The sequence below is a fragment of the Streptomyces sp. NPDC051664 genome (assembly GCF_044453545.1).
Classification (GTDB): Bacteria; Actinomycetota; Actinomycetes; order Streptomycetales; family Streptomycetaceae; genus Streptomyces.
The window spans coordinates 1-12,500 of the sequence record NZ_JBITCU010000025.1 but is presented as its reverse complement, the minus strand read 5'-3'; the positions used below and the strand labels follow the sequence as shown (position 1 = coordinate 12,500).

Here is a 12,500-nt window from a genome sequence, read left to right as displayed (position 1 = left end):
GGATTGCGGTGTTGTTCTCGGCGAGAGGAGGGTGCGGCCCCACCGCACCCCTCGACCGGACAAGGAGCAACTCACCGTGATCCGAAAAGCGTTCCGCACCCCCAGGACTGCCGGGGCCTCGGCCCTGGCCGCACTCGCCCTCGCCGCCGCCCTCGTCGCAGCCCCGGCCGCCTCGGCCGCCGGGCGGGAGCCGGCACCGCCGCTCGCACCGCCCGGCGCCGGCGCGGTCTGCGCGTTCTACTTCGGCAACGAGCCGACCTTCTACGGCGATCAGGGCGACCGGGCCTCGGAGGTGCAGTGCCTGCTGGCCAACCGCCGCTATCTGCCGTGGAGTGAGGTCGACGGCACCTTCGGGCCGACGACCCTCGCCGCTGTCCAACGCTTCCAGGCGGACCACCCGCCGCTCATTCCGAGCGGCCTGGTCGGACCGCGAACCTGGTCGGCGCTCTGGAACGCTTAGTCGAATTCGACCCCAATGCACGCCTTCTGTCACAAAGATCACCTCCTCGTCACACATGTCTCCGTTACGCGGGTCTTCCGTCACAGGCGCTCGACAGCCCCTCTCCGCCGCTCACTCCGCGTCGTTCACCGAACACAGGCCGAGTGATCGTCGGCGTCGTGCGCACCGCGGCTCCCCCGACGGCCCCCCGACTGCCGCTGCGGTGCAGAGAGGTGTCATTCATGACGGACAGAAGGCTCTGGTCCTACAAGGACATTGCAGCGCACATCCGGGTGCAGCCGGACACGGTCCGCTCGTACCGCAAACACGGGCTGCTTCCCGCACCGGACCATGTGGAGGGCGGTAAGCCCTACTGGTACGCGGACACCGTCCGCGCCTGGGTCGCGTCACGCCCGGGCAACCGGGGCCGCAGGGACTGACACCTCCTCCTTGTCGCCCCGTTTCCGTTCCGGCCCCGTCCGGCGATCGGCCTCCGTGATCCGCCGACGCCGTACGGGGCCTCCGTCTTCGCCGGGTCCGGGCGGGCGCGGCTACTGCGCCGGTTCGATGATCGTCACTCCTGCCCCGAGGGCCGTTCCCATCGCGGCGAGCGCCGCCGGGGCAGCGTCCAGCGCGATGGTGGAGGTCACCAGCAGGTCCGGGCGCAGGGTGCCGGCCCGCACCATGTCCATCATCGGCGGGTAGTCGTGCGCGGCCATTCCATGGCTGCCGAGGATCTCCAGTTCCAGGCCTGTCACCCGCGACATGGGGACGACGGGGTCACCGGCCGCCGTGGGCAGCAGACCCACCTGCACATGGCGGCCCTGCCACCGCAGGCTCCGGACCGAGGCGGCGCAGGTGACCGGGGAGCCCAGCGCGTCGAGCGACAGATGGGCACCGCCACCCGTCAGTTCGCGCACCGCTTCGCCCGCGCCGCCCGGATGGGCGGACGCGTCCACACACTCCACCGCTCCGAACGTCCGCGCCAGTTGGAGCGCGCGAGCCGAGACGTCGACGGCGACCACCCGCGCCCCACAGGCCACCGCGATCATGACGGCCGACAGCCCGACCCCGCCGCAGCCGTGCACCGCGACCCACTCGCCCGGACCCACCCTCCCCTGACCGACGACGGCCCGGAACGCCGTCGCGAACCGGCAGCCGAGACCTGCCGCCGTCGCGAACGACAGCTCTTCGGGCACGGCGACCAGATTGACGTCGGCCTGTTCCAGCGCCACGTACCGGGCGAACGACCCCCAGTGGGTGAAACCGGGCTGGGTCTGCCGCTCGCAGACCTGCTGGGCCCCGGCCGCGCAGGCGGGGCAGCGGCCGCAGGCGCAGACGAAGGGAACGGTGACGCGGTCGCCCGGTCGCCAGTTGACGACTGCGCTCCCGACCGCCTCGACCACACCGGCGAGTTCATGACCGGGCACATGCGGCAGGGTGATGTCCGGGTCGTGACCCATCCAGCCGTGCCAGTCGCTGCGGCACAGCCCGGTCGCCTCGACGCGGACCACGACGCCCTGGTCGGAGGGGGCGGGATCCGGCACGTCCCGCACCCCGGCGATCTTCCCGAACTCCTCGAACACCACAGCCCGCATCGGCCCCGCCTCTCGTCCCGCCCACCCGCCGTCGCCCGGCCTTCCATCGGACCGCCCACCGGGCCGGCCATCAGGTCGCCGAATCTACGCCCCGGCGGTGATCTTGTGGCGCGCCCGTCGCATCGAAGCCGGTCGGCGGTGCCGCCCGCCGCATTCCGCCGGATGGCCGACACCGCTCGTCCGAAAGCGTGCCCCGCCTCGCATTCATACCCCCTAGGGGTATAAAGTATGAGTGTTGGGGTGCACCAGCATTCCCGGGAGCCCCTGGCGTCACACCGAGACGTACGCGTCGAAGAGGAGAACACCATGACCGCCGAGATCCAGCTCACCCAGGCCACCGGCTCCTGCTGCTCGCCGAGCGGCTCCTGCCACGACGGTACGGGCACCGAGGCCACGACGGGCGGGGTCACCACCGTGTACCAGGTGACCGGCATGACCTGCGGGCACTGCGAAGGCGCCGTCTCCGAGGAGATCTCCGGCATCGAGGGCGTCACCTCGGTGAAGGCCGTGGCCGCCACCGGCCAGGTGACCGTGGTCTCCGAGACGCCGCTGACCGAGGGCACCGTGCGCGCCGCGGTCGACGAGGCGGGTTACGAACTCGTCGGCCAGGCCTGAATACCGTCCCGGCCCCTCAACACGCCTGCCAGACCCACGCAGCCCCGCATCATTCGCACCACCCGCACCGCCCTTTACCGCCGGGCCGGACCGACCAGCAGATACTGGCAGGCACGGCCCGGTCGGCATTTCAGGAGTTCGGACATGTACAGCGCAACAGAGGCCGAGGCCCCGGCAGCCGGGAGTTCGGAGGCCGAGCTCGCGATCGGCGGGATGACCTGCGCCTCGTGCGCGGCCCGCATCGAGAAGAAGCTCAACCGGATGGACGGCGTCACCGCCACCGTCAACTACGCGACCGAGAAGGCCCGCGTCGAGTTCGGTGCCGGAACCCGGCTCGACGACGTGATCGCCGCTGTCGAGAAGACCGGCTACACGGCGCAGCCGCTGCAGCGGCCCGCACCGACGCCGCCCGCCTCGCCTGTACCGCCACCCGCGACCGAGCGGACGCCACCGGCCGACGACACGAGCCCCACCGAACAGGCAGTGACCGAATCCGCAGACACCGAGGACACTGTGGACGCCACACCCCCCGCACACCCCGCAGACACTGCGGACGCCGCGGACGCCGCGGACACCTACGCCGCCGACGCCCTCGCAGCCCTGCGTCAGCGCCTCATCGTCTCGGCCGTCCTCGCCACCCCCGTCGTCCTCCTGGCCATGGTTCCCGCCTTCCAGTTCGACAACTGGCAGTGGCTCTCCCTCACCCTCGCCGCCCCCGTGGTCGTCTGGGGCGGCCTGCCCTTCCACCGCGCCAGCTGGGCCAATCTCCGGCACGGCGCGGCCACCATGGACACCCTGGTCTCGATAGGCACCCTTGCCGCCTTCGGGTGGTCGCTCTGGGCGCTGTTCTTCGGCGACGCCGGCATGACCGGCATGCGGCACGGCTTCGACTTCACCGTCTCGCGCGCCGAGGGCTCCTCCACGATCTATCTGGAGGTCGCCGCCGGGGTCATCACCTTCATCCTGCTGGGCCGCTATCTGGAGGCGAAGTCCAAGCGGAAGGCCGGTTCCGCGCTCCGCGCGCTGATGCATCTCGGCGCCAAGGACGTCGCCGTCCTCCAGGGCGGCACGGAGGTGCGCATCCCTGTCGACCGGCTGACCGTCGGCGACCGTTTCGTCGTCCGTCCGGGCGAGAAGATCGCGACCGACGGCACCGTCACCGAGGGCGCCTCGGCGGTGGACGCGTCCATGCTCACCGGCGAGTCCGTCCCGGTCGATGTGAACGTCGGGGACGACGTCACCGGCGCCACCGTCAATGTCTCGGGCCGTCTCGTCGTGCGCGCCACCCGGGTCGGCGCCGACACCCAGCTGGCACGGATGGCCAGGCTCGTCGAGGACGCCCAGAACGGGAAGGCCGAGGTGCAGCGCCTCGCCGACCGGATCTCGGCGGTGTTCGTCCCGGTCGTCCTGCTGATCGCGCTGGCCACTCTCGTCGCCTGGCTGCTTCTCACCGACGACGTGACGGCCTCGTTCACCGCCGCCGTCGCCGTACTGATCATCGCCTGCCCCTGCGCCCTCGGCCTCGCCACACCCACCGCCCTCATGGTCGGCACAGGGCGCGGCGCACAGCTCGGCATCCTGATCAAGGGACCCGAGATCCTGGAGACCACACGCCGTATCGACACGATCGTCCTCGACAAGACCGGTACCGTCACCACCGGCCGGATGACCCTCCAGGACACCCACACGGCGGCAGGCACCGACGCATCGCAGGTGCTGCGGCTGGCAGGCGCCCTGGAGCACGCCTCCGAACACCCCATCGCCCAAGCGGTCGCCACCGGCGCCCGCGAACGGACCCGGGCGGCACTGCCGGTCGTCCAGGACTTCGCCAACGTCCCGGGGCTCGGGGTGCGCGGCACCGTCGACGGACATCAGGTCCTCGTCGGGCGCCCGAAGCTGCTCACCGACGCCGGAATCGGCATCCCCGAGGCACTGTCCGCCGCCCTCGCGGACGCGGCGGCCCGGGGTCGCACGGCCATCGCCGTCGCCTGGGACGGCGAGGCGCGCGGTGTCCTCGGGGTCGCCGACACGATCAAGGACTCCAGCGCGGCAGCAGTGGCCGAGCTGCGCGCTCTCGGCCTGCGGCCGGTGCTGCTGACCGGTGACAACCGGGCCGTGGCGGACAGCGTGGCCCGTACCGTCTCCATCGACGAGGTCTACGCCGAGGTGCTGCCCGAGGACAAGGTGAACGTCATCAAGCAGCTGCAGGCCGAGGGACGCACGGTCGCGATGGTCGGCGACGGCATCAACGACGCCGCCGCGCTCGCCACGGCGGATCTCGGGCTGGCGATGGGTACCGGCACGGACGCCGCGATCGAGGCGAGCGACCTCACCCTCGTTCGTGGAGATCTGAAGGTGGCTGCCGATGCCATCCGGCTCTCGCGGCGGACACTGGCCACCATCAGGGGCAACCTCTTCTGGGCCTTCGGCTACAACGTCGTCGCTCTACCCCTTGCGGCATATGGCCTGCTCAACCCTATGATTGCCGGAGCGGCGATGGCGTTCTCATCGGTCTTCGTCGTGACGAACAGCCTGCGACTGCGATCCTTCACATGATTTCCACAATGAGATTTAGATCACATTGGTTTTGGGGTAACCATTCAGCAGGTTCGAGAGTCTTAGAGTGCGATGCCAAGGATGTCTTGGGGGACGTCCAGCGAAGCGTCTTGGGGGACGCTTCAGGCAAGCGTTGGCCGGGGCACGTGCCCGGGGAGCTTTGAGCGGCCCTCCCGTGCGTACGTACCCCGGCGGACCGCCATGAGGAACAGCGGTACAGCGCAGTGGTACGAGGAATGCCCAGGAGCTTCGGCTCCCACAGACGCCCGGCCGGATCCCGTGGGGGGAATCCGCTCCGGGATATGGGAAGCGCCTCGCTGTCGACCCGTGGGGGGATCGATGGCGGGGCGCTTCTCGCCTTCTGTACGGATGCCTGCCGGACCGGGCAGGCTCGCGGGCCCGGTCCCGGGCAAGCAAATCGCCCCGGACACCGCGCTCTGTGCGAAGCGCGGTACGCGGGGCGAAGGCAGCCGGCCACCGAGGCCGGGGTGGTGCTGGGGACGCTACGAAGCTCAGCGACCCTCGACCGGGACGAAGTCGCGCAGGACCTCACCGGTGTAGATCTGGCGCGGGCGGCCGATGCGGGAACCCGGCTCCTTGATCATCTCGTGCCACTGGGCGATCCAGCCGGGGAGCCGGCCGAGCGCGAAGAGCACGGTGAACATCTCGGTCGGGAAGCCCATGGCCCGGTAGATCAGACCGGTGTAGAAGTCCACGTTGGGGTAGAGGTTGCGCGAGACGAAGTACTCGTCGGAGAGCGCGTGCTCCTCCAGCTTGAGCGCGATGTCGAGCAGCTCGTCGGACTTGCCGAGCGCCGACAGCACGTCGTGGGCCGCGGCCTTGATGATCTTGGCGCGCGGGTCGAAGGACTTGTAGACGCGGTGGCCGAAGCCCATCAGCCGGACGCCGTCCTCCTTGTTCTTCACCTTGCGGATGAAGGAGTCGACATCGCCGCCGTTGGCCTGGATGCCCTCGAGCATCTCCAGCACCGACTGGTTGGCGCCACCGTGCAGCGGGCCCCACAGCGCCGAGATACCGGCGGAGATCGAGGCGAACATGTTCGCCTGCGAGGAGCCGACCAGGCGCACGGTGGAGGTCGAACAGTTCTGCTCGTGGTCCGCGTGCAGGATGAGCAGCTTGTCGAGCGCGGAGACGACGACCGGGTCCAGCTCGTACTCCTGGGCGGGGACCGAGAAGGTCATGCGCAGGAAGTTCTCGACGTACCCGAGGTCGTTGCGCGGGTAGACGAAGGGGTGCCCGATCGACTTCTTGTACGCGTACGCGGCGATCGTCGGCAGCTTGGCCAGCAGACGGATCGTCGAGAGGTGACGCTGCTCCTCGTCGAACGGGTTGTGGCTGTCCTGGTAGAACGTGGACAGCGCGCTGACGACCGAGGACAGCATGGCCATCGGGTGGGCGTCACGCGGGAAGCCGTCGAAGAACCGCTTGACGTCCTCGTGCAGCAGCGTGTGCTGGGTGATCTCGTTCCTGAAGGTCGACAGCTCGTCGACCTTGGGAAGCTCACCGTTGATGAGCGTGTACGCGACCTCGAGGAACGACGAGTGCTCAGCGAGCTGCTCGATGGGATAGCCGCGGTACCGCAGGATGCCCTGCTCACCGTCGAGATAGGTGATGGCGGATTTATATGCGGCGGTGTTGCCGTATCCGCTGTCCAGCGTCACCAGGCCGGTATTTGCACGGAGCTTCCCGATGTCGAAGCCCTTGTCGCCGACGGTGCTGTCGATCACCGGGTAGGTGTACTCGTCATCGCCGTACCGCAGTACTACAGAGTTGTCGCTCACGTCATCCCTCACCGACGTAGTGCCTCTTCTTCGAGGTTCCCTGACTGTCTCCACCCTCCCCCATTTGGCTCAGGAGAGTGCACTCGGGGTCGTCCATTGGACCTACCCACGGCACTCAGTGCCGCGAACTTACTCATCCTGCCCCCTTGACTCCGGTTCCGGAAGGCCTCCGTGATGTTTCCCACCGATTTGATCGATCATTTTTTCGGGGGATCCTCCGCCGGACCCTCCGCGCAGCCGGTAATCCAGCGCCGTACAGCGTCTGCCTGCGGAAACTGTCCGGACCGCCTGGCCGATCGCCTGCCGTGAGCCGACCAGCACGACGAGCTTCTTGGCCCTCGTCACGGCCGTGTACAGGAGGTTTCGCTGGAGCATCATCCAGGCGCTCTTGGTGACGGGGACGACGACGGCCGGGTACTCGCTGCCCTGGGAGCGGTGAATCGTCATGGCGTACGCGTGGGCCAGCTCGTCCAACTCGTCGAAGTCGTACGGAATCTCCTCGTCCTCGTCCGTGAGGACCATCAGTTTCTGCTCGTCCAGGTCGAGCGAGGTGACGACGCCGACCGTGCCGTTGAAGACGCCGTTCTCCCCTTTGTCGTAGTTGTTTCTGATTTGGGTTACCTTGTCGCCGACACGGAAGACCCGGCCACCGAACCGCTTCTCGGGCAGGTCGGGGCGGCCCGGGGTGATGACCTGTTGCAGCAGGCCGTTGAGGTGGCCGGCACCGGCCGGGCCGCGGTGCATGGGTGCGAGGACCTGCACGTCACGCCTGGGGTCGAGGCCGAATCTGGCCGGGATACGGCGGGCCGCGACGTCCACCGCGAGCACGCCCGCGTCCTCCGTCTCGTCCTCGACGAAGAGGAAGAAGTCGTCGAGGCCCTGGGTGAGGGGCGGCACTCCGGAGTTGATCCGGTGCGCGTTGGTGACGACGCCGGACTTCTGGGCCTGGCGGAAGATCGTCGTCAGCCGGACCGCCGGGACAGGACCGCCCTCGGCGAGCAGATCGCGCAGCACCTCCCCCGCGCCTACCGACGGCAGCTGGTCGACGTCTCCGACAAGCAGCAGATGGGCACCGGGTGCCACGGCCTTCAGGAGCTTGTTGGCCAGCAGCAGATCGAGCATCGACGCCTCGTCGACGACGACCAGATCGGCCTCCAGCGGACGGTCCCGGTCATAAGCCGCGTCCCCGCCCGGCTTGAGCTCCAGCAGTCGGTGCACGGTGGACGCCTCGGCCCCGGTCAGCTCCGACAGCCGCTTCGCCGCCCGCCCGGTGGGCGCGGCCAGAACGACCTTTGCGCGTTTGGCACGGGCCAGCTCGACGATGGAGCGGACGGTGAACGACTTCCCGCAGCCGGGTCCGCCGGTCAGCACGGCCACCTTCCGGCTGAGCGCGAGCCGGACGGCGGCCTCCTGCTCAGGGGCGAGCGTCGCCCCTGTACGGCCGGCCAGCCACGTCAGGGCCTTGCCCCAGTCCACGTCCTGGAAGGCGGGCATCCGGTCCTCGGGCGTCCGCAGCAGCCGCTGCACCTGGGCGGCGAGGGCGACCTCGGCACGGTGAAACGGTACGAGGTAGATGGCGGTGATCGGCTCGCCCCCCTCGGGCGACGGCACCTTCTCCCGTACAACACCCTCCGGATCCTCGGCCAGTTCGGCGAGGCACTCGATGACCAGCCCCGTATCGACCTGGAGCAGCTTGACCGCGTCGGCGATCAGCCGCTCCTCCGGGAGGAAGCAGTGGCCCTGGTCGGTGGATTGCGACAGCGCGTACTGCAGACCGGCCTTGACCCGCTCCGGGCTGTCGTGCGGGATACCGACCGCCTGCGCGATCTTGTCGGCGGTGAGGAAGCCGATGCCCCAGACGTCGGCGGCCAGCCGGTAGGGCTGGTTCTTGACGACGGAGATCGACGCGTCCTCGTACTTCTTGTAGATACGGACAGCGATGGACGTCGAGACACCGACACCCTGAAGGAAGACCATGACCTCCTTGATCGCCTTCTGTTCCTCCCAGGCGGCGGCGATCATCTTCGTCCGCTTCGGCCCGAGCCCGGGGACCTCGACGAGCCGCTTCGGCTGCTGCTCGATGATGTCGAGCGTCTCGACGCCGAAGTGGGTGGTGATCCGGTCGGCCATCACCGGGCCGATGCCCTTGATCAGCCCGGAGCCGAGATAGCGGCGGATGCCCTGGATCGTGGCGGGCAGCACGGTCGTGTAGTTCTCCACCGTGAACTGCTTGCCGTACTGGGAGTGCGAACCCCAGCGCCCCTCCATCCGCAGCGACTCCCCGACCTGCGCGCCGAGCAGCGAGCCGACCACCGTGAGGAGATCACCGCCGCCCCGACCCGTGTCGACGCGGGCGACCGTGTACCCGTTCTCCTCGTTGGCGTACGTGATGCGCTCAAGCACGCCTTCGAGGACGGCCATGTTGGACATACCCCGACGGTATCGGGCGGCACCGACAGTCCGAAGGGGGAGTCACGGACCTGGCGCCTCCAGCCGCGCGCCCCTGCTCTCCGCGATCCGTACGACGTCTCGCAGGGACTCGCTCAGCCGACCGGCCAGAAAGCGGAGCTCGACGGCACCGACCCGGCGGTCGCCCAGCAGGTGGGTGGCATGGCCCAGCAGATCCTCAGCCATGGAGAGCTGGATGCTCTCGACGCTGTCCGCGACCCGGGACACATGGCCGGTGCCATCCGTCAGTACGTAAGAGGGCTTGCCTTCCGCCCCGGTCCATGGCAGAAGCCTGAACACACCGGGCTCGTGCTCCCCGTCACTCATGCGGCGGCCACCTCCTCCGCGCGGCCGCGCATGAGGCGCGGGTCGACGTCCACCCCGTACACGGCGATCCTCAGCCCGCCCCCGCGCATCCGTCGGCGCCGCTCCTCGACGACTTGGCGCTCGTGCGCCTCGAAGTAGGGGCGTACCAACGGGCTGTCCTCCCCGCGCGGCGGCCGCTCGCCGGTGCGGTGGACGGTGGGTCCTGCGACGTACTCGCAGGAGTACGGGTAGACGCAGGCGGGTTGCGACTTCGGCCGGCCCCGCCTTCGGAGCCGTACCAACCGCATCAGCGGCGCGGTGAGTCGGTGGACAAGATCCCTCATGTCGGCGTGCTCCCTCTGCTTACCCACGAACGAATGCGGTCTGTGGCGAACTCATCACAGACTGGGGTCGCGGCTGGCTACGCCGCCAGGGGTTCGGGCTTGACAGCGCGCTGGTCAGGTAAGGGAGTTGATCTCGTGGGGATGAGCCGTAAACCGCGTACGCCGAGGGAGAAGTACGGCGAGGAGTTGAGACTGCGGCGGACAGGGGCGGGGCTGACCCAGGAAGCGCTGGGCGATCAGGTCGTGTGCTCGCCGACGCTCATCAGCCACTTCGAGGCGGGGCGGCGGCTACCCAACCCGGATGACGCGCAGCGGGTCGACCGGGCGCTGGGGACGGACGGGTTCTTTACCCGCTGGCTGGAAGACCTGGAGTCGAAGTACGCCGATCATTTCGCGGTGGTGGCGGAGCTGGAGCGACAGGCGGCGCTGATCCAGCAGTTCGCGCTCTCGCTGGTTCCCGGTCTGCTCCAGACTGAGGGATATGCGCGGGCGCTGTTCCGTGCGTACCGGCCAAATCACAGGAAAGAGGAACTTGACAGGGACGTCGTCATCCGGACCGAGCGCGCCCGCGTCCTCGACGGCCCGTTGAATCCTGTCCTGTGGACCATGCTGGACGAAGCTGTGCTCAGGCGCCGGGTGGGAGGACCGCAGGTGATGGCGGAGCAGCTGCGCAAAATCGCGGACATGGCCGATGCCGGTCGGTTACGGCTGCATGTGCTGCCGTTCGGGGTGGGCGCCCATGCGCTCCAGGAGGGCTTGGCCACCATCCTGGGCTTTGAGGACGCCGCGTCGGTTGCCTATGTCGAAGGATTTCTGACAGGACACTTGATCGATGATCCGGCCCTGGTGACCTCCAGTCGGACGGCCTACGATCTGGCCTTGAGCGATGCGATGTCGCACCAGGAATCAGTGGCCCTTGTGCGGGCGGCAGCAGAGGAACACGAACATGGTCAGCAGTAAGCACACCGTCTCCGACTCGGCCATGCTCACGGGGTGGTTCACGTCCAGCTTCAGCGGCGGCGGTCAGGGCGACTGCGTTGAGGTCGCCCGCGGCCACGCCACCGTGCCCGTCCGGGACAGCAAGTGCGCCAACGGCCCCGCGCTCCTCTTCTCCACGGGCGGCTGGTCGGCCTTCGTCGCCGCAGTCAAGCAGGGCGATCTCTCCAGCTGAGGTGTGCTCAGCAGCGCAGCGGCCCGTTACGGTCTTGGACCTGACGGGGCCGCTGTCAGGTCCTGCGAGTGACGGGTTCCGAGCTCATGCTGCGAAGATCGGCCGGAAATCTACGGGGGCCGGCCCACAGAGCAACGAGCCACTCCTTGCAGCAGGTCAAGTACGTCACATTTTCCCCCATTTCGCGCCACCAGGTCTAGTGCCGCCCTCCCGTGCGTTCTCCACGACGTGATGCATTCAATTGCATTGGCAACGCGGAGTTGATAGGGATGGCGGAACGTATGTTCGTCTGACTTTGCAGGGGGAAGCATATGAAGTTCGATATGGGGGCGCAGGTTCTGTCGAGTCTGACGTCGAAGTCGCGTGGTTCGAGTGATGACTTGGGCACGTTGATCCGTCAGCTGGTGCAGGCGGCGGCGCCGTTGGAGGGGAAGTTCAACGGTGCGGGTCGGGTGGCGTTCGATTCGTTCAAGAACCGGTCGGACGAGATCACGGCGGCGTTGAACGGTTCGCTGTCGGCGCTGCTGGGTGGTCAGTCGGGCATGGAGTCGGCGTTCGGCTCGGGTGACCAGGAGCAGGGTGACAACGCGCGTCAGCAGATGGGCGCGGCGAACTTCGACGCGGCCCGCTTCGGCGGACGCTGACCGCCTCTCGGTTTCTTGGGTTCCACAGATTTCACGGATTTCACGGGGAGTGTTTGTTGATGGCTGGTGGCAGTGATCGTCGTGCGTATGACACGGGTGCGTCGGCGGATGCGCAGGGCAACATCCAGATTGTGATCGCGCGTCTGGAGGAAGTGATCGCGGCGCGTGACGGGCAGGTGAAGGCTGCGATGGCGGACTTCACGGCGGACGGTGTGGCGGATGAGTACCACGGCAAGGAAATGCGGTGGAACCGGGCCTCGCAGGAGGTCAAGAGCATCATCCAGCTGCTGAAGACGACGCTGGAGAAGAACGACGGGACCGCGCAGCACACGATCACGCGCGCGAAGGCAGCCGTCGACAACATCGGCTGAGACGTCACCGCACCGGATTTCCGGGGGTGTCGGCCCTCGGGACGGTGGTGCGCGCGGAAACGTTTTGTTCGACTGTTCGTGGTGGGTAGTTGGGGCACGGGGGTGTGCTGGTGACCGGGTGGGATCTGAAGCCGCAGGGTATTCAGGGTGTGCTGAAGACGACGGGTGAGACGGCGGGGAAGATCGAGTCGTACGCGAAGTCGTAC

The 12,500-nt window shown here is 68.3% G+C and carries 14 protein-coding genes; 9 read left to right on the top strand and 5 right to left on the bottom strand.

From position 1 onward, the window contains the following. The first annotated feature begins 76 nt into the window (after nt 1–76). Both ACIA8E_RS31505 and ACIA8E_RS31500 read left to right on the top strand, forming a co-directional pair. On the top strand, nt 77–460 hold the full coding sequence (locus ACIA8E_RS31505; RefSeq protein WP_329163689.1) for a peptidoglycan-binding protein: 384 nt from the start codon (nt 77–79) through the stop codon (nt 458–460). A 221-nt stretch (nt 461–681) separates the two neighbouring features. Further along, entirely contained in the window at nt 682–879 is a 198-nt protein-coding gene (locus ACIA8E_RS31500; protein WP_030935124.1) for an AlpA family transcriptional regulator, read from the top strand. A 111-nt stretch (nt 880–990) separates the two neighbouring features. Here the strand turns inward: ACIA8E_RS31500 and ACIA8E_RS31495 are convergent, their stop codons facing one another. After that, nucleotides 991–2,037: a zinc-dependent alcohol dehydrogenase family protein gene (locus ACIA8E_RS31495; protein WP_399303139.1), complete on the bottom strand. Its 1,047-nt coding sequence runs from the start codon at nt 2,035–2,037 to the stop codon at nt 991–993. Nucleotides 2,038–2,343: 306 nt separating this feature from the next. On the opposite strand from ACIA8E_RS31495, the gene ACIA8E_RS31490 reads away from it, so the two are divergent. Together ACIA8E_RS31490 and ACIA8E_RS31485 are read left to right on the top strand one after the other, a co-directional pair. Next, on the top strand, nt 2,344–2,652 hold the full coding sequence (locus ACIA8E_RS31490) for a heavy-metal-associated domain-containing protein (protein WP_399303137.1): 309 nt from the start codon (nt 2,344–2,346) through the stop codon (nt 2,650–2,652). Nucleotides 2,653–2,796: 144 nt separating this feature from the next. Then, on the top strand, nt 2,797–5,208 hold the full coding sequence (locus ACIA8E_RS31485) for a heavy metal translocating P-type ATPase (RefSeq protein ID WP_399303135.1): 2,412 nt from the start codon (nt 2,797–2,799) through the stop codon (nt 5,206–5,208). Nucleotides 5,209–5,720: 512 nt separating this feature from the next. Here ACIA8E_RS31485 and ACIA8E_RS31480 read toward each other — a convergent pair. The 4 genes from ACIA8E_RS31480 to ACIA8E_RS31465 form a co-directional block, all read right to left on the bottom strand. Continuing rightward, a complete protein-coding gene (locus ACIA8E_RS31480) occupies nt 5,721–7,010 on the bottom strand; it encodes a citrate synthase (RefSeq protein ID WP_399303133.1) in 1,290 nt (429 codons plus the stop codon). A gap of 129 nt (nt 7,011–7,139) precedes the next feature. Then, nucleotides 7,140–9,440 (bottom strand): ATP-dependent RecD-like DNA helicase, encoded by a 2,301-nt coding sequence (locus tag ACIA8E_RS31475; RefSeq protein WP_399303131.1) that lies wholly within the window; start codon nt 9,438–9,440, stop codon nt 7,140–7,142. Nucleotides 9,441–9,482: 42 nt separating this feature from the next. Next, nucleotides 9,483–9,785 (bottom strand): hypothetical protein, encoded by a 303-nt coding sequence (locus ACIA8E_RS31470; RefSeq protein WP_399303129.1) that lies wholly within the window; start codon nt 9,783–9,785, stop codon nt 9,483–9,485. Beyond that, complete coding sequence (locus tag ACIA8E_RS31465) at nt 9,782–10,108, bottom strand: hypothetical protein (protein WP_399303127.1); 327 nt, start codon at nt 10,106–10,108, stop codon at nt 9,782–9,784. The genes ACIA8E_RS31470 and ACIA8E_RS31465 overlap by 4 nt, the downstream gene beginning before the upstream one ends. Before the next feature lie 141 nt (nt 10,109–10,249). Between ACIA8E_RS31465 and ACIA8E_RS31460 the strand changes: the two genes are divergently transcribed. From ACIA8E_RS31460 to ACIA8E_RS31440, 5 genes are all read left to right on the top strand, one after another. Beyond that, nucleotides 10,250–11,068 carry a Scr1 family TA system antitoxin-like transcriptional regulator gene (locus tag ACIA8E_RS31460; protein WP_399303285.1) on the top strand — a complete coding sequence of 273 codons (819 nt, stop codon included), beginning with the start codon at nt 10,250–10,252 and terminating at the stop codon, nt 11,066–11,068. Continuing rightward, nucleotides 11,055–11,279, top strand: coding sequence for a DUF397 domain-containing protein (locus ACIA8E_RS31455; protein ID WP_399303125.1), 225 nt, complete (start codon nt 11,055–11,057; stop codon nt 11,277–11,279). Before ACIA8E_RS31460 ends, ACIA8E_RS31455 begins: the two co-directional genes overlap by 14 nt. Nucleotides 11,280–11,590: 311 nt before the next feature. After that, complete coding sequence (locus tag ACIA8E_RS31450) at nt 11,591–11,923, top strand: hypothetical protein (protein WP_399303123.1); 333 nt, start codon at nt 11,591–11,593, stop codon at nt 11,921–11,923. Between the two features lie 59 nt (nt 11,924–11,982). After that, nucleotides 11,983–12,294, top strand: coding sequence for a pore-forming ESAT-6 family protein (locus ACIA8E_RS31445; RefSeq protein WP_399303121.1), 312 nt, complete (start codon nt 11,983–11,985; stop codon nt 12,292–12,294). Nucleotides 12,295–12,398: 104 nt separating this feature from the next. Then, nucleotides 12,399–12,500, top strand: a 102-nt coding sequence (locus ACIA8E_RS31440) for a DUF6507 family protein (protein ID WP_356675197.1), incomplete at its 3' end; no start/stop codon positions are given.